The sequence below is a fragment of the Azospirillum himalayense genome, from assembly GCF_042657465.1.
In the GTDB taxonomy this organism is placed as follows: domain Bacteria; phylum Pseudomonadota; class Alphaproteobacteria; order Azospirillales; family Azospirillaceae; genus Azospirillum; species Azospirillum himalayense.
In genome coordinates this window covers 26,141-46,480 of the sequence record NZ_JBHSLC010000021.1, presented here as the reverse complement: position 1 = coordinate 46,480, position 20,340 = coordinate 26,141, and the positions used below count along the sequence as shown (strand labels likewise).

The 20,340-nt window shown below is 68.5% G+C and carries 15 protein-coding genes; 10 read left to right on the top strand and 5 right to left on the bottom strand.

Annotated elements, in window-relative coordinates; translation table 11 throughout:
* The first annotated feature begins 50 nt into the window (after positions 1-50).
* Positions 51-1,289 (top strand): class I SAM-dependent methyltransferase, encoded by a 1,239-nt coding sequence (locus ACFPMG_RS12055; protein ID WP_376995368.1) that lies wholly within the window; start codon positions 51-53, stop codon positions 1,287-1,289.
* Positions 1,290-1,380: 91 nt separating this feature from the next.
* Here the strand turns inward: ACFPMG_RS12055 and ACFPMG_RS12050 are convergent, their stop codons facing one another.
* On the bottom strand, positions 1,381-2,697 hold the full coding sequence (locus ACFPMG_RS12050) for an ammonium transporter (RefSeq protein WP_376995367.1): 1,317 nt from the start codon (positions 2,695-2,697) through the stop codon (positions 1,381-1,383).
* 549 nt (positions 2,698-3,246) lie between these two features.
* Between ACFPMG_RS12050 and glgC the strand changes: the two genes are divergently transcribed.
* The 4 genes from glgC (at position 3,247) to ACFPMG_RS12030 (ending at position 8,485) form a co-directional block, all read left to right on the top strand.
* Positions 3,247-4,518, top strand: coding sequence for a glucose-1-phosphate adenylyltransferase (gene glgC, locus ACFPMG_RS12045; RefSeq protein ID WP_376995366.1), 1,272 nt, complete (start codon positions 3,247-3,249; stop codon positions 4,516-4,518).
* Between the two features lie 78 nt (positions 4,519-4,596).
* Positions 4,597-6,090: a glycogen synthase GlgA gene (glgA, locus tag ACFPMG_RS12040; protein ID WP_376995717.1), complete on the top strand. Its 1,494-nt coding sequence runs from the start codon at positions 4,597-4,599 to the stop codon at positions 6,088-6,090.
* Between the two features lie 383 nt (positions 6,091-6,473).
* Positions 6,474-7,238 carry a glycosyltransferase family 2 protein gene (locus tag ACFPMG_RS12035; protein WP_376995365.1) on the top strand — a complete coding sequence of 255 codons (765 nt, stop codon included), beginning with the start codon at positions 6,474-6,476 and terminating at the stop codon, positions 7,236-7,238.
* Positions 7,235-8,485 carry a nucleotide sugar dehydrogenase gene (locus ACFPMG_RS12030; protein WP_376995364.1) on the top strand — a complete coding sequence of 417 codons (1,251 nt, stop codon included), beginning with the start codon at positions 7,235-7,237 and terminating at the stop codon, positions 8,483-8,485. Before ACFPMG_RS12035 ends, ACFPMG_RS12030 begins: the two co-directional genes overlap by 4 nt.
* Positions 8,486-8,555: 70 nt before the next feature.
* Here ACFPMG_RS12030 and ACFPMG_RS12025 read toward each other — a convergent pair whose 3' ends face one another.
* Positions 8,556-9,872 (bottom strand): FkbM family methyltransferase, encoded by a 1,317-nt coding sequence (locus ACFPMG_RS12025; RefSeq protein ID WP_376995363.1) that lies wholly within the window; start codon positions 9,870-9,872, stop codon positions 8,556-8,558.
* A 277-nt stretch (positions 9,873-10,149) separates the two neighbouring features.
* Here ACFPMG_RS12025 and lepA point away from each other — a divergent pair, with 277 nt between their 5' ends.
* Together lepA and ACFPMG_RS12015 are read left to right on the top strand one after the other, a co-directional pair.
* A complete protein-coding gene (lepA, locus tag ACFPMG_RS12020) occupies positions 10,150-11,952 on the top strand; it encodes a translation elongation factor 4 (RefSeq protein ID WP_035669796.1) in 1,803 nt (600 codons plus the stop codon).
* Positions 11,953-12,102: 150 nt separating this feature from the next.
* Positions 12,103-12,843, top strand: a complete 741-nt coding sequence (locus ACFPMG_RS12015) for an outer membrane lipoprotein (protein WP_376995362.1) — start codon at positions 12,103-12,105, stop codon at positions 12,841-12,843.
* Between the two features lie 8 nt (positions 12,844-12,851).
* Here the strand turns inward: ACFPMG_RS12015 and ACFPMG_RS12010 are convergent, their stop codons facing one another.
* Positions 12,852-13,022: a hypothetical protein gene (locus tag ACFPMG_RS12010; protein WP_376995361.1), complete on the bottom strand. Its 171-nt coding sequence runs from the start codon at positions 13,020-13,022 to the stop codon at positions 12,852-12,854.
* A 144-nt stretch (positions 13,023-13,166) separates the two neighbouring features.
* Between ACFPMG_RS12010 and ACFPMG_RS12005 the strand changes: the two genes are divergently transcribed.
* The 3 genes from ACFPMG_RS12005 to ACFPMG_RS11995 all read left to right on the top strand — a co-directional run bounded on the left by ACFPMG_RS12005 (position 13,167) and on the right by ACFPMG_RS11995 (position 16,852).
* The gene (locus tag ACFPMG_RS12005) at positions 13,167-14,051 is read left to right on the top strand and encodes a LysR substrate-binding domain-containing protein (protein WP_376995360.1); all 885 of its coding nucleotides are present in this window, start codon (positions 13,167-13,169) and stop codon (positions 14,049-14,051) included.
* A 129-nt stretch (positions 14,052-14,180) separates the two neighbouring features.
* Positions 14,181-15,140 carry an SH3 domain-containing protein gene (locus tag ACFPMG_RS12000; protein WP_376995359.1) on the top strand — a complete coding sequence of 320 codons (960 nt, stop codon included), beginning with the start codon at positions 14,181-14,183 and terminating at the stop codon, positions 15,138-15,140.
* A gap of 125 nt (positions 15,141-15,265) precedes the next feature.
* Positions 15,266-16,852: a DUF3369 domain-containing protein gene (locus ACFPMG_RS11995; protein ID WP_376995358.1), complete on the top strand. Its 1,587-nt coding sequence runs from the start codon at positions 15,266-15,268 to the stop codon at positions 16,850-16,852.
* 46 nt (positions 16,853-16,898) lie between these two features.
* Here ACFPMG_RS11995 and ACFPMG_RS11990 read toward each other — a convergent pair whose 3' ends face one another.
* Together ACFPMG_RS11990 and pheT are read right to left on the bottom strand one after the other, a co-directional pair.
* Positions 16,899-17,408, bottom strand: coding sequence for a response regulator (locus ACFPMG_RS11990; protein WP_376995357.1), 510 nt, complete (start codon positions 17,406-17,408; stop codon positions 16,899-16,901).
* A gap of 527 nt (positions 17,409-17,935) precedes the next feature.
* Positions 17,936-20,332, bottom strand: a complete 2,397-nt coding sequence (gene pheT / locus ACFPMG_RS11985) for a phenylalanine--tRNA ligase subunit beta (RefSeq protein WP_376995356.1) — start codon at positions 20,330-20,332, stop codon at positions 17,936-17,938.
* Positions 20,333-20,340 lie beyond the last annotated feature (8 nt).

The following is a 20,340-nucleotide window of genomic DNA, read 5'->3' as shown; positions in this document are numbered from 1 at the left end:
GCGTTGATGCTATGGTCCGGCACCCGTCCACCTGACCGGTTGCCCGATCCATGAGCATCGACACCCTGCGCGCCCAGTACGAAGCCTTCCCCTATCCCGCGCGCAACCCCGCCGACGAGAAAAAGCGCCTGATCACCGGATCGCCCAGCCATCTGGACGAGGTGAACCACAACGTCTTCGGCGGGCGCCTCGACCACGCCAAGCCCCTCCGGGTTCTGGTGGCCGGCGGCGGGACCGGCGACGGGACGATCATGATCGCCCAGCAACTGGCCGACGCCGGCAATCCGGGGCGCGTCACCTATCTCGACCTCTCCGACGCCGCGCGGGACATCGCCGAAGCGCGGGCCGAGGCGCGCGGGCTGACCAACATCGACTTCCGCCGCGGCTCGCTGCTCGACCTCGGCGGGCTGTTGGAGGAGGGGGGGCCGTTCGACTACATCGACTGCTGCGGCGTGCTGCACCATCTGGACGAGCCGGCGGCGGGCATCCGCTCGCTGGCGGGAGCACTGAAGCCGGGCGGCGGGATCGGGCTGATGGTCTACGCGCCGTACGGGCGCACCGGTGTCTATCCCATGCAGGCGGCGCTGCGCACCATCGCGGCGGACCTGCCGCCGAAGGAGCAGGTGGCGCTGGCCCGCCGGCTGATCGAACGCCTGCCGCCGTCCAACTGGCTGCTGCGCAACCCCTTCATCAACGACCACAAACAGGCCGACGCCGACCTCTACGACCTGCTGCTGCACTCCTGCGACCGGCCCTTCACCGTGCCGGAGCTGGCGGAGCTGGCCGCGGCGGGCGGGCTGGCCGTCGCCGCGCTGGTGGACCCGTACCGCTACGACCCTACCGTCTGGGTGAAGGACCCCCGTCTGCTGAAGCGGCTGGACGGGCTGTCGCGGCTGGAGCGCGCCGCCTGGGCCGAGCAGGTCACCGGCAGCATGACCAAGCACATCGCCTATCTCGTCCGTCCCGAGGACGCGGAGGGCGCCGTCGCCCGCCCCGACGGGCCGGAGGTGGTGCCGGTGCTCCGCGACCTCGACGGGGCCGCGGTGGCCAAGGGCCTGCCCCCCGGCGGCGTGCTGGAGGCCGAACTGATGGGCGCCGTCGTCCCCCTGCCCCTGCCCCGTCTGGCCGGGCCGATCCTGGCGCGGGTGGACGGGCGGACCAGCCTGGGGGCCCTCCACCAGGCGGTGGCGGAGAAGGCCGGGCCGCTGGCCTGGGACGCCTTCCTGGCGCAGTTCGCGCAGCTTTTCACGGCGCTGAACGGCGTCGGCAAGATGTATCTGCGCCGCTGAGCGCGTCACCGCTTCCAAAATGAAAAATCCGCCGCCGGGAGGCCCCGGCGGCGGAAGTTCATGGAGGAAACAACCAGGCTGCAAAAGGTGCTTAGTGGATGGTCTCGCCGTGCAGGGCGAGGTCCAGGCCGTCGCGCTCGACGTCCTCGTCGACGCGCAGGCCCATCACCACGTCGATGACCTTCAGGATGATGAAGGAGCCGACCGCCGAGTAGGCGATGGTGGCGAGGATGCCGTAGACCTGCGTCCAGATCTGGCCGACGTTGCCTTCCAGGGCGCCGGCGGTGCCGCCGATGGCTTCCTGGGCGAAGACGCCGGTCAGGATGGCGCCGACGATGCCGCCCACGCCGTGCACGCCGAAGGCGTCCAGCGAGTCGTCATAGCCGAGGGCGCGCTTCAGGCCGGTGGCGCCCCAGTAGCAGACCACGCCGGAGACCAGACCGATGACCAGGGCGCCGGTCGGACCGACGAAGCCCGAGGCCGGGGTGATGGCGACCAGACCGGCGACGGCGCCGGAGATGATGCCGAGGACCGAGGGCTTGCCCTTGGTGGCCCACTCGACCAGCAGCCAGGACATGGCGGCGGTGGCGGCGGCGATCTGCGTGACCAGCATGGCCATGCCCGCACGGCCGTCGGCGGCCACCGCGGAACCCGCGTTGAAGCCGAACCAGCCGACCCACAGCATCGAGGCGCCGATCAGGCTGAGCACGAGATTGTGCGGGGCGAAGTTCTCGTTCGGGTAGCCCTTGCGCTTGCCCAGCACGAGGGCGGCGACGAGACCGGCCACGCCCGCGTTGATGTGCACCACGGTGCCGCCGGCGTAGTCGAGCACGCCGTCACCCAGCAGGTAGCCGCCCGGACCCCAGACCCAGTGGGTGATCGGCGCGTAGACGATCAGCGACCACAGGCCCGTGAAGACCAGCATCGAGGAGAACTTCATCCGGTCGGCGAAGGCGCCGGTGATCAGGGCCGGGGTGATGATGGCGAAGGTCATCTGGAAGACGATGAAGACCGTCTCCGGAATGACGCCCGACAGGCCGTCCTTGGTGATGCCCGACAGCATGAACTTCGACAGGCCGCCGAAATACGGGGTGCCTTCGGTGAAGGCGATGCTGTAACCGGCGAAGAACCACAGGATGCTGACCAGGCAGCAGATCGCGAAGCTCTGCATCACGATGGACAGCACGTTCATCTTGCGGACCATGCCGCCGTAGAACAGGGCCAGACCCGGGATGGTCATGAACAGAACCAGCGCCGTGGCGACCAGCATCCAAGCCGTGTCGCCGCTGCTCAGGGTGGGCTCGGCCGCGGCGGCGGCCGCTTCCTGGGCGAGGGCGGCGGCAGGCAGACCGGCCAAGCCCAGAATCGCCGCCATCGTCGGCGCGGCGAGGGTGAAGAGACGGCTCATCGAGGCTCCTCTTTATTCGAATGCTTCTGGCCCGTTTCGCCCCGTCCCCGGTACAGACGGGGCGGCGGGAGGGGGCCGTGTACGCCGATTTGTCTTCAAGAAGCGTGCCAACCCAAAAGGGCTAGGAATCGTGGTGGTTGCGGCCTTTCGGATGACCGCAAAGCAGCATAGGACCCGAGTCGCCGCACCGCCTTGCCCAGAAATTGAGCAGAAAATCGGACCACCCAAAGCCTTGCAGCGCAGCGTGATTCGCCCGTGGATTGCAGGCCGAATGCCCCCTGTTGAGGCGCCACGCGCCCGTTTCCCGCGCGCTTGCCTGATTTTTGTGCACAATGATGCGCCAGAATTCCGCACAACCGTTGGGCAGCCCCCGTCTATTTCCGGCCTGTTCCCCTCGGCCTATTGGCCCGCCCCGGTGAAATGTGGCACGGTCACGATCTCAGCCGGCGGAGCCGGACGGGGACGGGGACAAGCGGCCTCCGCCCACGCTGGTCCGCCGGACGCTTCCGGATGGCCGACAGCAAAAAAGAGAACCGAAAGGGGAGACACATGCTCGACAAACGGGATCTGCGGCTGGCGCCGCGCCGCGCCGTGGCCCTCGTCCTGGCCGGTGGCCGGGGCAGCCGGCTGAAGCAGCTGACCGACCGTCGCGCCAAGCCGGCCACCTATTTCGGGGGCAAGTTCCGGATCATCGACTTCGCCCTGTCGAACTGCATCAATTCGGGCTTCCGCCGCATCGGCGTGCTGACGCAGTACAAGTCGCACAGCCTGCTGCGCCACCTGCAGCGCGGCTGGAACTTCTTCCGCGGCGAGATGAACGAGTTCTGCGACCTGTTGCCGGCCCAGCAGCGCATCAGCGAGACCGCCTGGTACCAGGGCACCGCCGACGCGGTGTACCAGAACCTGGACATCCTGCGCGACCACGAGCCGGAATACATCCTGATCCTGGCCGGCGACCACATCTACAAGATGGATTACGGCGCGCTGCTGCTCGACCACATCGCCAAGAAGGCCGATGTGACGATCCCCTGCATCCAGGTGCCGCGCGCCCAGGCCACCGGCTTCGGCGTGATGCATGTCGACGAGACGCAGCGCGTCATCGACTTCGTCGAGAAGCCCGCCGATCCGCCGCCGATGCCGGGCAACCCGGACAAGTCGCTGGCCAGCATGGGCATCTACGTCTTCAACGCGCAGTTCCTCTACGACCAGCTGGAGCGCGACTTCAACGAACCCGGCTCGTCCCGCGACTTCGGCAAGGACATCATCCCGTATCTGGTGACGAGCGGGGCGCGGGTGATGGCCCACGACTTCGCCGAGTCGGCCATCCTGAACGGCCACGAGTCCGAGCCCTACTGGCGCGACGTCGGCACCATCGACGCCTATTGGGAGGCCAACCTCGACCTCTGCCACGTCACGCCGCAGCTCAACATGTACGACCGCGAGTGGCCGATCTTCACCTACCAGGAGCAGCTGCCCCCGGCGAAGTTCGTCTTCGACGACGAGAACCGGCGCGGCATGGCGGTGGACAGCCTGGTGTCGGGCGGCTGCATCGTCTCCGGCTCGCTGGTGAAGAACTCGCTGCTGTTCAGCGAGGTGCGCGTCAACTCCTTCAGCGAACTGCATCAGGCGGTGGTTCTGCCGGACGTCGACATCGGCCGCCATTGCCGCCTGACCAAGGTGGTGATCGACCGCGGCGTGGTGATCCCCGAGGGGCTGGTCGTCGGGGAGGACGCGGAGCTGGACGCCAAGCGCTTCCACCGCAGCGAGGGCGGCGTCTGCCTGATCACTCAGGACATGATCGACCGCCTGCCCAAGGACTGACCCCTCCCATCCCCCTTCGCCCCCTGGGGTGAGGGGGCGGTGAGCAAGACCAAGAAGAAACCGAAAGACCCCGCCTCCATGCGCGTCCTGTACGTCACGCCGGAATGCTACCCCCTGGTGAAGACCGGCGGGCTGGCCGACGTTTCCGCCGCCCTGCCCCCCGCCCTGAACCGCGCCGGAGCCGAGGTCCGCCTGCTGCTGCCCGGCTATCCGGCGGTGCTGAACGGGCTGACCGACCTGCAGCCGGTCGGCAAGCCCCTCACCGATCTGCCCGGCACCGATCTGCCCGGCGGCGCCCCGGCGACGCTGCGGATCGGACGGATGCCGGACGGGGTGCTGGCCTACGCGCTGGACGCACCGGCGCTCTACGACCGGCCCGGCAACCCCTATCTGGGGCCGGACGGCAAGGACTGGCCCGACAACGCGGAACGCTTCGCCGCCCTGTCCTGGTGCGCGGCGGGCTTCGCGGCCGAGGACGGGCTGGACCCCTGGTGGCGTCCCGACGTGCTGCACGGGCACGACTGGCAGACCGGCCTGATCCCGGCCTATCTGGAGCTGCGCCCCGACCGCTTCGCCGGGCCGTTCCGGCCGGGCACGGTGACGACGATCCACAACATCGCCTACCAGGGCCTGTTCGGCGCCTGGATGATGAGCGACCTCGGCCTGCCGTCCGCCGCCTTCCGGATCGACGGAGTGGAGTATTACGGCGGCGTCGGCTTCCTCAAGGCCGGATGCTTCTATTCCGACCGCCTGACCACGGTCAGCCCGACCTACGCCCACGAGATCCAGACGGCGGAGCACGGCGCCGGCCTGCAAGGGCTGCTCGCCACGCGGGCCGAGGCGCTGACCGGCATCCTCAACGGCGTGGACTACGACATCTGGGACCCCGCCAGCGACCCGCACATCGCCGCCCGCTACGGCGCCGCGGACCTCGGCGGCAAGGACCTGTGCAAGGCCGACCTCCAGGCGACCTTCGGCCTGGACCGCCGGCCCGACGCCCCGCTGGCCGCCGTGGTCAGCCGCCTGACCAGCCACAAGGGGCTGGATCTGGTGCTGGAGGCGGCGTCGCAATGGATCGCCTTGGGCGGCCAGCTGGCCGTGTTGGGCAACGGCGAACCGGCGCTGGAGGCCGGCTTCCGCCACCTCGCCACCTGGTATCCGAAGTCGGTGGGCGTGCGCATCGGCTACGACGAGGCGCTGTCGCACCGCATCCAGGCCGGCGCCGACCTGTTCCTGGTGCCCTCGCGGTCGGAGCCCTGCGGCCTGACCCAGATGTACGCGCTGAAGTACGGCACGCTGCCGCTGGTCCGCCGCACCGGCGGGCTGGCCGACACCATCGTGGACGCCAACCCGGCGGCGGTGAACGACGGCAGCGCAACGGGCTTCCAGTTCGTCAACGCCAACGCCCAGGAGCTGACCTGGGCGCTGCGCCGCGCCGCCACCCTCTACCGCAAGCCGGAGCGCTGGCACGCCATGCAGCAGCGCGCCATGACCCGCGACTTCGGCTGGCATGGCCCGGCGGAGGAGTACATGGAGCTGTATCGCGCGGTGGCGCCGGTCCTGGTGGGGTGACGGAGGGTTCGAGGCAGGGGAGACCACCCCAGCGTGCGTTCCCGGTTGATTGAGGATCGGTGACGCCGGATCGCGTCGGCATCGGTCCGCGCCGGGCGGCGCTTCGCCCGCCCGAGCCGACGAAGCGGCGGAGCGCGTGACATCGCCAGGACGGCATGACGCCCGCCACGCTTTCCCTTCCCGGTTGAGGCATCCCTGGTCTATTGTGCGCCCGATGGAACATGCGCTGGATCACACCCTAGAGCTGTCGGGCCGCTCGCACCCTTAATCAATCACAGGACGAGCGCCCCCTTCCCTCCAAACGTCGATCCGCGCATGAAGCCGTAGAACGTTGCCGGAAAACCCAACATGACCCCGGTGACAGCGACATCTGGGACGGTCCTATGCGGATTTTGAATTATTCTCTCCTTTGTCCCACCCGCGGGCGGCCGGATGGGCTGCAGCGGCTGATCGAAAGCGTTGCCGCGACCGCGGGGTCGGTGGAACGGGTCGAAGTCCTGGCCTATGTCGACTCCGACGACCCCGCTTTGCCCGACTACAAACGGATGTTCGAGGCGTTGGCCGAGGTCGGAGTCGAATTGCGCCGCTTCACGGCGCTGGTCGGGCCCCCGAAAAGCGTCTCCCTCTCCTGGAACGACCTCGCCGCCTCCAGCACCGGCGATGTCCTGATGATGGCCAACGACGATCAGGTCTATGTCCAGTCAGGATGGGACAATCGCCTGGACCAGGAAATCGCCAAGTTCCCCGACGACGTTTACTGCATGTGGTTCGAAGACGGCATCAATGGCGAGAAGCACTGCGCCTTTCCCATTGTCAGCCGCCGCTGGTACGAGACCCTGGGCTATTTCACCCCCGGCGTCTTCGAGTTCATCGCCAACGACACCTGGATCATGGACGTGGCCAAGCGGGTCGAGCGGCTGCATTTCATCAGCGACGTGACGGTGGAGCATCGCCACTTCTCCGTCGGGAAATCGGAACTCGACGAAACCTATCTGCGCCATCGGTCGGGGGAAAACCGCGAGAGGATCGCCCGCGACATGCTGATACTGGATCGCACATGGCCGGTGCGGCAGCGCGACGCCGACCGGCTTGCGGCCATCATCCGTTCCAGCAGCGACAATCCGGTCGAAACGGGAGACGCCCGATGAGGATCGGCGTGATCGGCCTGGGCAAGCTGGGCCTGCCCTGCGCGGTGGCGATGGCGCTGAAGGGCCACGACGTGATGGGATTCGACGTCCGCCCCGACGTGATGAACAAGGGGCGGCGCTCCTACACCGAAACCGGTCCGGACGGCCACGAACCGTTCGATCCCTATCTCGAAGCGAGCAGCCTGCGGTTCGGAACGCTGGAGGAGGTCGTCAACCACGCCGACCTTCTTTTCATCGCGGTTCAGACCCCCCACGACCCCCTGTACGAGGGGATCACGCGTCTTCCCGACAGCCGGACCGATTTCCACTACGAGCATCTGGTGGCCGCCTGCCGCGACGTGGCGCGGGTGGCGTCGCGCGACACGGTGGTCGTCATCATCTCCACCGTCCTGCCGGGGACCATCCGCCGCCATGTCCTGCCTGTCCTGACGCCCCGCATCAAGCTCTGCTACAATCCGTTCTTCATCGCCATGGGCACGACCATGCGCGACTTTCTCCAACCGGAGTTTGTTCTCTTCGGTCGCCACGATCGGGAGGCCGCCTCGCTCGCCGAAGCGTTCTACCGCACCGTCACGGACGCTCCGTTCTACGCCACCTCCCTTGAGAACGCCGAACTGATCAAGGTGGCCTACAACACCTTCATCGGCATGAAGATCGCCTTCGCCAACACGATGATGGAAGTTTGCCACAAGTTGCCGGGGACCGACGTGGACGCGGTGACGGACTGTCTGGCGTTGGCCTCCCGGCGGCTGATCAGCCCAAGCTACCTGCGGGGCGGCATGGGCGACGGCGGCGGATGCCACCCCCGCGACAACATCGCCATGTCCTGGCTGGCGCGCGAGCTGGATCTCAGCTTCGACACCTTCGACGCCGTCATGAGGTCGCGCGAGAAGCAAACCGAATGGCTTGCCGACCTGATGTGCGCCCATGTGCCGCCCAAGGTGATCCTGGGCTGGGCGTTCAAGTCCGACTGCGACATGGCCACGGGCAGCCCGGCCCTGCTGTTGCGCGCGATCCTTGAGGAGCGGGGCGTTCCGGTCACCTTGATCGATCCCCACATGGATTCCGCTCCTCTCGTCGAGGACGCGTTGCCCGTCGCCACCTACCTGATCGGGGCGAAGCACAGCGTCTTTGCCGATCTGCGCTTTCCGGCGGGCTCGGTGGTCCTCGACCCCTGGCGCTACATTCCGACCGATCAGGACGGTGTCCGCGTCATCCCGGTGGGGGTCGGGCCGGACATCCCGTGACCCCCGTCCCGACGGCCGCACCGGCGATGCGAGGCCGGCCTGCCCCCGGGCGGGCGGCCTCACACCGGCTTCACACCGGCACGGCCGCGCAGTTCGAGGCGTCGCCGCACGGGAATTCCTTGGCGATGCGGTAACCGTTCCGTCCGGCCCAATCGAAAAAGGCGTTCCTGTTGGCGTTCCCGACCTCGATGAACAGGATGGGCCTGTGGAGGGCGATCGTGTTCCGGGCGCCGGACAGCGCTTCCATCTCCATGCCCTCGACGTTGATCTTGATGAAGTCGACGCGCTCCTGGACGAGATCGTCGATGGGATGGACGGCGACGCGCCCGCCCTCCGCCGGGACGAGGCGCGCCGCCCCCAGGTTGGCCTCGTCGGCGACGTTCAGATCAAAGGAACCGTGACGATCCCCGACGCCGCACTCCAGAAAAGTGATCATCGCCGGGTCGAGCCGGTTGATCTCCACGTTCTTCTTCAGGAAATGCAGGGCCGCCGGGTTGGGCTCGACCGCGATGATGCGGCGCGGCGCCATGAACAGGCCGTAATAGACGACGTGGTTCCCGACGTTGGCGCCGATCTCCAGGATCGACGATCCGGCGGGCACGAGCCCCCGCAGATAGTCCAGCTCTTCCTGCTCGAAGAACACGCGCCGCAGGTAATGGCGGTGGATCATGTCGAACGGGTTGGCGATGGCGAAGCCGACCTTCACGCCGGACACCACGAAGTTGATCACGATGGGGTGGTTGCGGAAGAACGCGCCGAACACCCGCGTCACGGCCTGCCGCCACCCGCCGCCGTCGGCCGAGCGCGGTCCGGTGGAGTGGGCGCCGCGCCGGTTGATGAAGAGCGGCTGTCCGATCTTGCAGCATCGGTGCGTCCGCCAGAGCTCCAGGTAATATTTGAAGTCCTCGCCGGTATCCATGGCCTCGTCGAACGGGATGGATCGCGCGACGCGCGCGCGGACGAAATGCCCCATCTGCAGCGTCAGATAGGGATCGTTCAGGAGGATGTCGGACAAAAGGGTGGTCGCCCCCACCTGCTTTTCCCGCAACGCCACGGCGTCCGATCCGTACCACTGCTCGGCGATCATCCCGAACACGGCGTCGAAGTCCGCCACATGGCCGCGGACCGCCGCGAAGCCGTTGCGATCCATCAGGTCGTCGGCGTCCAGGAAGAAGACCCACTCCGCGCCGTGCTGAATGGCGTGTTCGACGCCGAAGTTCCGGCACCGCGAGCGGCCGATCGCCCCGTCCGGGTCGGGGATGCGCAGGATCATCACGTCGGAAAAGGGGCCCTGGTCGGCCCGGAACGCCGCCTCGACGGAAGCCGCCGCCTCATCGGACAACCCATCGTGTCCCGGCCCCACCGGGATGATCACCGCGCATTTCATGAATGATCCCCCAAGGCCGCCCTTCGCGCCGCCATAGTCCATGGGCGGTGCGGGACGGTAAAGGGAAAAGGCCGGACGTCGCACCGTGCCTCGGGCGGCACCGCCCACGGCCGCCGCGCGGCATGGTTGCCGTGCGGCGGACCACGGGAAGGGACGCGAGAGGAGCCGCGCCGCAAGCCGCGACCAACGTTGGCCGGAGCCGGGCCGTCACCCTTCTCCATTGCGCGCATCGTCCGTCCGCCCTATGTTCCGCCCCAAACCAGGGCTCCGGGCACCGATGACTGACCTTTCGCACATCCGCAATTTCTCGATCATCGCGCACATCGACCACGGCAAGTCGACCCTTGCCGACCGTCTGATCCAGCAGTGCGGCGGCCTCGATTCGCGCGAGATGCGCGAACAGGTGCTCGACAGCATGGACATCGAGCGCGAGCGCGGCATCACCATCAAGGCGCAGACCGTCCGCCTGCTCTACAAGGCCAAGGACGGGCAGCAGTACACGCTGAACCTGATGGACACGCCGGGCCACGTCGACTTCGCCTACGAGGTCAGCCGCAGCCTCGCCGCCTGCGAGGGCTCGATCCTGGTGGTGGACGCCTCGCAGGGGGTGGAGGCGCAGACGCTCGCCAACGTCTATCAGGCGATCGACAACAACCACGAGATCATCCCGGTCCTGAACAAGATCGACCTGCCGGCGGCGGAGCCCGACCGCGTGAAGCAGCAGATCGAGGACGTGATCGGCCTGGACGCCACCGACGCCGTGGAAATCTCGGCCAAGACCGGCCTGAACATCGACGCCGTTCTGGAAGCCGTGGTGCAGCGCCTGCCCGCGCCCAAGGGCAACGCCGACGGCGAGCTGAAGGCCCTGCTGGTCGATTCCTGGTACGACCCGTATCTCGGCGTGGTCATCCTGGTGCGCGTGGTGGACGGGCGGCTGAAGGTGAACCAGAAGGTCCGCTTCATGTCCACCGGCAGCGCGCACGAGGTCGACCGCGTCGGCGTCTTCACCCCGAAGGCGCTGCTGACCGGCGAGCTGGGGCCGGGCGAGATGGGCTTCATCACCGCCGCCATCAAGGACATCACGCTGACCAAGGTCGGCGACACCATCACCGAGGACCGCCGCCCGGCGGCCGAGCCGCTGGCCGGCTTCAAGCCCTCCATCCCCGTGGTGTGGTGCGGCCTGTTCCCGGTCGACGCCGCCGACTTCGAGCGGCTGCGCGATTCCTTGGGCAAGCTGAAGCTGAACGACGCCAGCTTCCATTACGAGGCCGAGACGTCGGCGGCGCTGGGCTTCGGCTTCCGCTGCGGCTTCCTCGGCCTGCTGCATCTGGAGATCATCCAGGAGCGGCTGGAGCGCGAATTCAACCTCGACCTGATCACCACGGCGCCGTCGGTGGTCTACAAGCTGTACATGACCGACGGCACGGTGATGGATCTGCACAACCCGGCGGACATGCCGGACGTGATGAAGATCGACCGCATCGACGAGCCGTGGATCAAGGCCACCATCATGCTGCCCGACGAGTATCTGGGCGGCATCCTCCAGCTCTGCACCGAGCGGCGCGGCCAGCAGATCGAGCTGACCTACGCCGGCGCCCGCGCCATGCTGGTCTACCGGCTGCCGCTGAACGAGGTGGTCTTCGACTTCTACGACCGGCTGAAGTCGATCAGCCGCGGCTACGCCAGCTTCGACTACCAGATGGACAGCTACGAGGAAGGCGACCTCGTCAAGATGTCGATCCTGGTGAACGCCGAGCCGGTGGACGCCCTGTCGATGATCGTCCACCGCTCCCAGTCGGAGCGGCGCGGCCGCCAGCTCTGCGAGCGGCTGAAGGAACTGATCCCGCGCCAGCTCTTCAAGATCGCCGTGCAGGCGGCCATCGGCGGCAAGATCATCGCCCGCGAGAGCATCGGCGCGCTGCGCAAGGACGTGACGGCCAAGTGCTACGGCGGCGACATCAGCCGCAAGCGCAAGCTGCTGGACAAGCAGAAGGAAGGCAAGAAGCGCATGCGGCAGTTCGGTCAGGTCGAAATCCCGCAGAGCGCCTTCATCGCCGCCCTCAAGATGGGCGACGAGTGAGCCACGGTTCCGCGGTGATGTGATGGAAAGCGGGTGCGGCAAGGCCCGCTTTCTTTTTGTCCGCGCATCCCGGAGCCCATAAAAAGTCGAATGACTCCCCGCACGGAATCGCCTATCACCGCGATCAGGCTTCCAAACGGATGATGTCCCGTGACGCGCACTGTCATGTTTGGCCTGCCCGCCGCGGCCCTGGTCGCCGGCATCCTCGCAGGCTGCACCCCGAACTACTCCCCGAACACCTACGCCGCCAGCGCGACGCAGCAGGCGAACAAGGTGGAGCGTGCGGTCGTCATCGGGTTCCGTCAGGTCAAGATCAGCACCAACGGCACCGTCGGCGCGGTCACCGGCGGGGCCGCGGGCGGCGTGCTGGGCTCGCAGTCCGGCACCTTCGGCATCAATGCGGCGCTGGGCGCGGTCGGCGGCACCGCCATCGGCGGGCTGATCGGCACCTCGATCGAGCATGTGACCGGCGACACCACGGGCTGGGAGTACATCGTCCGCAAGCCGGACGGCGAGCTTCTGTCGGTCACCCAGCGGGAAGAGAAGCCCATCGAGATCGGGCAGAAGGTGCTGGTCATCGCCGGCAGCCAGGCCCGCATCGTCGCCGACTATTCCACGGACCCCGAGCCGGCCCCCACCCTGAAGGAAGCGGCGAAGGACGCCCAAAAGGACGCCAAGCCCGCCGAGACGATCGAGACGAAGGAGCTTCCCGCCCCGCCCCCCGCGGAGGTCCCGGCGGAGGCCCCTGTGGAAGCTCCGGCGGCCTCGACTCCCGACAGCGGCGGACCGGCGCCCATCCGCCTCACCCCGCCAGCAACGCCGGCTCCCGAGCCGGTGCCGGCGGCCGAGGCCCCGGCGGACAAGCCCGCCGACGGCACGCCCGCCACCTGACCCGGCCCTCACGCCACCAGGATCGTCAGCAGCAGCACCGACAGCGCCGGCATCCGCGGCAGCCGGAAGCGCCACGGCGACGGCGCCGCCACCGTCACCGTCATCGGACGGCGCTCCCCCTCGCGGTCCAGCCGTCCAGCTTCCAGCACCACCGTCGTCATCGCGTCGAACACGCCCATCGCTCCGTCCTCCCAAGATCGGAGGGCACCCTGCGCCCGCGCGAAAAATCTTGGAAACGAATAGGCTTTATGAGGTTCATCACAGATCGTGATGGTCCTTCCGCGCGTTGAACCCGCGCGCCCCCTCTGCTTGAATGCGTGACCATGCCGGCCAACCTCGACACCGACCTTCTGCGCGCCTTCGTCGCCGTCGCCGACGCGCGCAGCTTCACCCGTGCCGGCGACACGCTGGGCCGCACCCAGGCCGCCGTCAGCCAGCAGGTCCGCCGGCTGGAGGAGGTGGTGGGCACCCGCGTCTTCCAGCGTGACACCAAGAGCGTCCACCTGACCCAGGAGGGCGAGCTTCTGCTGACCTACGCCCGGCGGATGCTGACCCTGAACGACGAGGTTCTGGCCCTGATGCGCCGGCCCGCCACGATCGCCAGCGTGCGGATCGGCACGCCGGACGATTACGCCACCATGCTGCTGCCCGGCGTGCTCGCCCGCTTCGCCGCCGCCTACCCCGACGTGCCGGTGGAGGTGATCTGCGACAACAGCCCCGATCTGGTGGCGGAGATCGACAAGGGCCGCTACGACCTCGCCCTGGTCACCCGCCACCCCGACAGCCGCAGCGGCGAGCTGGTGCGGCGGGAGCCGGTGGCCTGGGTCGCCCCGCCGCGCTCCACCGTCGTCGATTCCCCCCCCATCGAGCGCGAGGACCCGCTGCCGCTGGCGCTGTTCCCCAAGGGCTGCGTGGTGCGCGACCTCGCCGTCGCGGCGCTGGAGGGCATCGGGCGCGGCTGGCGCGTCGCCTTCATCAGCAAGAGCGTGGTGGCGGTGCACGGCGCCGTGCTGGGCGGGCTGGGGGTCACCGCCATGGAGGAGTGCACCGTCCCGCCCAGCCTGCGCCGGCTGACCGCGGCGGACGGCTTCCCCGACCTGCCGGACATCGACATCGCGCTGCACCGCGCCCCCGGCATGGCCGCCAAGCCGGTCCGCCTGCTGGCCGAGGCCATCCACGATCTGGTGGGCGGGAGCCGTCTGGCCTGACGCCCAGCCTGACGCCCAGCCTGACGCTTGGCCCCGCTTCGTGACATCCGCCACGCCGGACGCGCGCCGGGTTGCCCCGGCGGGCCGGACCGATGCAGAATGGCCCCTCCTCCATGGGGGCAAACCGCCGTGCGCACGCGTTCCACCACCGCCTTCCGCGCCCTGGCGCTGCGGCTGATCCTGGCCGCGGCGACGATGTGGTTCGCCCCGGACGCCGCCCTGGCGCAGAGCCCCGTCGCCATCGGCGCGCCGCTGACCGGCGAGGTGGTCCTCAACCGCGACATCGAGGTGCGCATCGGCCCCAACGCCGACGCCCGGATCATCCAGACCCTGCCGCGCGGCAAGGCGCTGAACGCGCTGGGCACGCCCCGCGGCACCAGCTGGACGGAGGTCGCCATCGGCGGCCAGCCCATCGGCTACGTGCCCTCCGACTCGCTGGACCCGGCGCTGATGGTGTCGCGCTCCATCACCGCCGCCATGGGCGCCACCGCCGCCGGGGCCAACGCCGGCGGATCGCCCCCCTCGACCGGCAAGCCGCCGGTCATCCACCGCAGCGCCGCCGTGGTGCCGCGCAGCGCGTGGGAGATCGCCGCCCAGGTGCCCGCCCAGGGCTATGTCGTCGCGGCCGACGCCATCAAGGCGACGGAGATCCTCGACAACAAGAAGCGGCGCGGCTTCACCCTGCGCAAGGGCGACGTGGTCAGCCTGATCGACTCCGCGAACGGGCGGGTGACCCTGGGCATGCCCGGCAGGACGCGCGCGGTCGCCACGGCGGAGGGGCTGATCGGGGTGGTCGCCCCCTACCCGCTGCCCGGCATGCCGCCGATCGAGCCGGGCCCGCTGTTCGCCGCGCGGCTCGGCGAATATGTCAGCCACGCCGAAGGGCTGCGGGCGTGGCAGGAGTTCACCTACGGCCCGGGGACGGCCTACCGCGACCTGCCGCCGATGGTCTGGCCGGTCTTCCGCGGCGCCCGCACCACCTACCAGATGGGCGTCGGCCCCTTCACCCGGACGCAGGTGGACAATGTCTGCGGCGCGCTGGCGCAACGCTCCATGGACTGCTGGGTGATCGAGCTGGAGACCTTCTGATCCCGGCGCCTCCGGTAAATTACTGAGCTTTTTCGACGAAAATGCATCGATCGTGGCGGTAGGCGGGCGCGGCCGAGCCGTGTTAATCTTTCTTGCCCCCCGCCCGCTCCCCCCAGGCTTTGCCCATGACCGACTCCGACGACGAGTTCCTTTTTCTGGACGACCAGGACGGCGACGGCAACGGCGAAACCGGGTCGCCGGCCACCGGGAACCGGTGGAAGATGATGATCGTGGACGACGAGCCGGAGGTGCACTCCATCACCAAGCTCGTCCTGGCCGATTTCGCCTACAAGGGCCGTTCCGCCCAGTTCATCTCCGCCTATTCCGCCGCGGAGGCGCGGACGATCCTGGAGCGCGAGGAGGACATCGCCATCATCCTGCTGGATGTGGTGATGGAGACCGACGACGCCGGGCTGCAGCTCGTCCACCACATCCGGGAGGAGCGGAAGAACCGCCATGTCCGCATCATCCTGCGCACCGGCCAGCCCGGCCAGGCGCCGGAGCGCGCGGTGATCCTCGACTACGACATCAACGACTACAAGGCCAAGACGCAGCTCACCGCCCAGCAGCTGTTCACCACCACGGTCGCCGCCCTGCGCTCCTACGAGGACATCATGGCGATCGAGATGAACCGGCGCGGGCTGGAGAAGATCATCGAGGCGTCGTCGTCGCTGTTCCAGGCGCGCTCGATGAAGCTGTTCGCCGCGGGCGTGCTGACGCAGCTCTCCGGCATCCTCGGCGTCGGGCCGGACGCCATCCTGTGCGTGCAGCGCGGCCCGGTGATCAACGGCGCGGCGGACGGGCTGTATGTGCTGGCCGGCTCCGGCCGCTTCGAAACGCTGATCGACGAGCCGGCGGCCAACCATGTCGAGCCCGCCGTGCTGGCGGAGGTGAAGCGCTGCCTGGAGTCGCGCAGCAACCGCTACGCCGCCGACCATTGCACGCTCTACATCCGCACGCCGAACGACCGCGAGAACGTGGTCTATCTGAGTTCCGACCGGCCGCTGTCGGACCTCGATCGCAACCTGATCGAGGTGTTCTGCCGCAAGATCTCGGTCGGCTTCGACAATCTGCATCTGTACGAGCAACTGCGGCGCAGCCAGGAGCACACGGTCATCGCCATGGCCGACTTGGCGGAGCGCGCCGGTCATCCCTGCGCGGAGGCCGAAACCGGCCCGCGCATCGCCCTGGTGACCGACCGCATCGCCCGCCGGCTGGCCGAGGAGGGGCGCCATCCCGCCGTCCTCGACACGGTGTTCCTGGAGTCGGTCGGTCTGGCCGCCATCCTCCACGACGTCGGCAACGCCACGCTGGACCCCGCCATCCTCGGCAAGACCGGACCGCTGACCCCGGAGGAGCGGGCCGTCATGCAGGCCCACACGACCACGGGTTGGGATTTGCTGGACCGCGCGAGCCAGCGGTCCGACGGACGGACGCATCTGCATCTGGGGGCGGAGATCGCCCGGTCGCATCATGAGAATTGGGACGGCACCGGCTATCCCGACCGCCTGAAGGGCGACGCCATCCCGCTGAGCGCCCGCATAGTCGCGGTGGCCGACAGCTTCGACGCCATGACCCGCGACCGCCCCTATCGCAAGGCGCTGGACCATGACGTGGCGGTGGCGGAGATCCGCCGCCTGTCGGGCAGCCGGTTCGATCCGGTGGTGGTCGACGCCTTCCTGGCGGTGTCCGGCAGCCTGCGCCGGGAGTGACGCCTGAAGGGATGCCGGCGCCCGTCGGAGAACGGCGGACGCGGGATCAGCCGGCGCCGCTCATCAGCGTGTCCACCATGTCCTTCAGCGGACCGATCTGCACCGGCTTGTGCAGCAGCCGGCAGCCCAGGGCGGCGGCTTCGGCCTGACGCTCCGGCATCGTGTCGCCGGTCAGGATCAGGGCGGGCACCGGGGCGCCGACATGGGCGCGCACCATCTCCACCGCCTGGGCGCCCGTGCCCCCCGCCGGCAGGAAGTGATCGGCCAGGACCAGTCCCGGACGGCCGGGCGCCTGCGGCAGCCGCTGCGCCAGTTCGTTCAGCGACAGGGCGGTCAGCACGTCGTACCCCCAGGCTTCGAGAAGCAGCGCCAGCCCTTCCACGATCGACCGGTCGTCGTCCACGACAATGACCAGCCGGCTGGCCGCGGCCGGCGTCCCTCCATCGCCATCCTCGCGGCGGAGCGCACCGCCGCCGTTCACCGAACCATTGCCGGCATCCCCGGTCATGGCGAGGACGGAGGCGGTCTTGGCGTGGTCGTTCGTTAAGCTCACCATCGGATTCTTCACCAGCTCTGAGGGCGACGGGGCCAGGGCACTCCGCGCCGTTTGTCCGAATGACCGTTTCAAAAAAGAATGAAAAATATTAAAAAAATCAAAATATCAGCCCAACAAACTTTTTGGAATGTCTGGCATGTATCTTGGAAAGAAAACATTCCATTTCTGAAATTTATAAGCAGCGATGCGCAGCATCGAGACAATACGGATGCATGATTTGCAAACTTATGTTCATTCGCTTTATCTGATGGATCAACTCCATTCAACTCTGAAAAAGCGCATATGAGGCACGCCCGGATGCCACGCCGAAACGTGCTTCAAACAACGGACCGCGGCATGTTCTGCGAATCCAGACGTGACGCCTCCGGAACAATCCTTTGAACTGTCCGGATTGGGAGCCGTTCCATCCGGACATGGAAAAACAATGGGCCCCCGCCTTGCGGCGGAGGCCCAAACTTTGTCTTACGAAATTGAACCCTTTCCCGGATCCGCAGCCTTTGGATGCGCCCGCGTCAGAAGGGCGAACGTCAGCTGCGCAGGCTGCCGCCCGTGGCCTTGGCGACCGCGGCGACGATCTTCTGGCCGATGGCTTCGATCTCCGGCTCGGTCAGGGTGCGCTCGGTCGGCTGGAGCGTGACGGAGAGGGCGACGGACTTCTTGCCCTCCTCCAGGTTGGTGCCCTGGTAGACGTCGAAGACCGTCACGTCCTTGACCAGCGCCTTGTCGGCGCCCTTGGCGGCGCGGATCAGCTTGTCGGCCTCCACGTCCTTGCCGACGACGAAGGCGAAGTCGCGCTCCAGCGGCTGGAAGGGCGAGAGCTGGACCAGCGGACGCGCCGTGCCGCCCTTCTTCTTGGGCAGCGGGATGACGTCCAGGAAGACCTCGAAGCCGACCACCGGACCCTTGACGCCCAGCGTGCCCAGCACGGTCGGGTGGATCTCGCCGAAGCGGGCCATCACCGTCGGGCCGAGGCGCAGCACGCCGGAGCGGCCGGGATGGTACCAGCCCGGCGCGTCGGTGGTGACCTGCAGGTTGGTCACCGGCGCACCGGCGGCCTCCAGCACGGCCATCGCGTCGGCCTTGGCATCAAAGGCATCGACGCCGCGGGCCTTCTCCGCCCAATGACGCGGCACCGCGTTGCCGGCGCGGATGCCGGCGGCCACGATGTCCTGCCCATCCGGCGAGGGCTTGCGGAAAGCCGGGCCGACCTCGAACAGGCCGACGTCGGCGTAGCCGCGGTCGGCGTTGCGCCCGGCGGCCTGGATCAGGTTGCCGAGGATGGACGGGCGCATCACGTCGAGGTCGGCGCTGATCGGGTTGACCAGGGTCAGCCCCTCGCCGACTCCGCCGAACAGCGCGGCCACCGGACCGGCCATGAAGGACCAAGTGACGGCTTCGGACAGGCCGCGGACGGCCAGCGTGCGCTTGGTCAGCCCGACGCGGCGCTGCTTGGTGGTCAGGGCCGGGCGGGTCAGCACGCTGTCGCGCGGCAGCGGGGTGGCCGGGATGGCGTCGAAGCCGTGGATGCGCAGCACCTCCTCCACCAGATCGGCCTCGCCGTGGATGTCGGCGCGCCAGGAGGGCGGAACGACGCGCAGGGTGCCGTCCACATCCTCGCCGACGATCTCGCAGCCGAGGTCGATCAGGATGCGGGTCTGCTCGTCGCGCGGCACGTCGACGCCGCCCAGGGCGGCGACCCGGCCCGGACGCAACGTCAGGGTGCGGCGCCACTGCGGCTCCTCGCCGGCGATCACGAGATCGGAGGCCTCGCCGCCGCAGATCTCCAGGATCAGGCGGGTGGCGCGCTCCATCCCCGACACCACCGCCGCCGGATCGACGCCGCGCTCCAGCCGGTAACGGGCGTCCGACTCGATGCCCAGCTTGCGGCCCGTCTGCGCGGTGCGCACGGTGTCGAAGATCGCCGCCTCCAGGAAGACGTTGACCGTCGTCTCGGTGCAGCCCGACGCCTCGCCGCCGATGATGCCGCCCAGCGCCTCGGCCCGCTCATGATCGGCGATGACCGTCATGCTCGGGTCGAGCGGGTATTCCTTGCCGTTCAGCGCCGCCAGCGTCTCGCCCTCGCGGGCCATGCGGACGACGATGCCGCCCTTGACCTTGTCGGCGTCGAAGGCGTGCAGCGGGCGCGACAGGTCGAAGGTGATGAAGTTGGTGATGTCGACCAGCGCCGAGATCGGGCGCAGGCCGATGGCCACCAGCTTGTCGTGCAGCCACTTCGGCGACGGGCCGTTCCTCACGCCGCGGAAGTAGCGGCCGACATACATCGGGCAGGCGTCCGGCGCCTCGATGGTCACGCCAAACGGGCTGGCGAAGGCGCCCTTGACCGGCTCAGCGGCCAGCGGCTTCAGCCGGCCCAGCCCGGCGGCGGCGAGGTCGCGGGCGATGCCGCGCACCCCGGCGCAGTCGGCGCGGTCCGGCGTCAGGCTGATGTCGATGACCGGATCGCCCAGGCCGGCGTAATCGGCGTAGGCGACGCCGACCGGCGCGTCGTCCGGCAGCTCGATGATGCCGTTGTGCTCCTCCGACAGCTTCAGCTCGCGCTCGGAGCACATCATGCCGTTCGACTCGACGCCGCGGATGACGCCCTTCTTCAGCGTGATGTCGGAGCCGGGGATGTAGGCCCCCTCCGGCGCGAAGACGCCCTTCAGGCCGGCGCGCGCGTTCGGCGCGCCGCAGACGACCTGGAGCTTCTCGGTGCCGGTGTCGACGACCAGCACGCGCAGCTTGTCGGCGTCCGGGTGCTTCTCGGCGGAGACGACGTGGGCGACGCGGAAGGGCTTCAGCTCCCGGGAGCGGTCCTCCACCCCTTCGACCTCCAGGCCGAGGGCGGTCAGCTTCTCCACGATCTGGTCGAGCGTGGCGTCGGTCTCCAGATGGTCCTTCAGCCAGGACAGCGTGAACTTCATGGGTCCGG

Coding starts and splice junctions, on each gene's coding strand:
- ACFPMG_RS12030 (WP_376995364.1), top strand. CDS start 7,235: ATGAGGATCGGCGTGATCGGCCTGGGCAAGCTGGGCCTGCCCTGCGCG.
- ACFPMG_RS12025 (WP_376995363.1), bottom strand. CDS start 9,872: ATGAAATGCGCGGTGATCATCCCGGTGGGGCCGGGACACGATGGGTTG.
- ACFPMG_RS11990 (WP_376995357.1), bottom strand. CDS start 17,408: ATGGTGAGCTTAACGAACGACCACGCCAAGACCGCCTCCGTCCTCGCC.
- ACFPMG_RS12050 (WP_376995367.1), bottom strand. CDS start 2,697: ATGAGCCGTCTCTTCACCCTCGCCGCGCCGACGATGGCGGCGATTCTG.
- lepA (WP_035669796.1), top strand. CDS start 10,150: ATGACTGACCTTTCGCACATCCGCAATTTCTCGATCATCGCGCACATC.
- pheT (WP_376995356.1), bottom strand. CDS start 20,332: ATGAAGTTCACGCTGTCCTGGCTGAAGGACCATCTGGAGACCGACGCC.
- glgC (WP_376995366.1), top strand. CDS start 3,247: ATGCTCGACAAACGGGATCTGCGGCTGGCGCCGCGCCGCGCCGTGGCC.
- ACFPMG_RS12005 (WP_376995360.1), top strand. CDS start 13,167: ATGCCGGCCAACCTCGACACCGACCTTCTGCGCGCCTTCGTCGCCGTC.
- ACFPMG_RS12010 (WP_376995361.1), bottom strand. CDS start 13,022: ATGGGCGTGTTCGACGCGATGACGACGGTGGTGCTGGAAGCTGGACGG.
- glgA (WP_376995717.1), top strand. CDS start 4,597: ATGCGCGTCCTGTACGTCACGCCGGAATGCTACCCCCTGGTGAAGACC.
- ACFPMG_RS12055 (WP_376995368.1), top strand. CDS start 51: ATGAGCATCGACACCCTGCGCGCCCAGTACGAAGCCTTCCCCTATCCC.
- ACFPMG_RS12035 (WP_376995365.1), top strand. CDS start 6,474: ATGCGGATTTTGAATTATTCTCTCCTTTGTCCCACCCGCGGGCGGCCG.
- ACFPMG_RS11995 (WP_376995358.1), top strand. CDS start 15,266: ATGACCGACTCCGACGACGAGTTCCTTTTTCTGGACGACCAGGACGGC.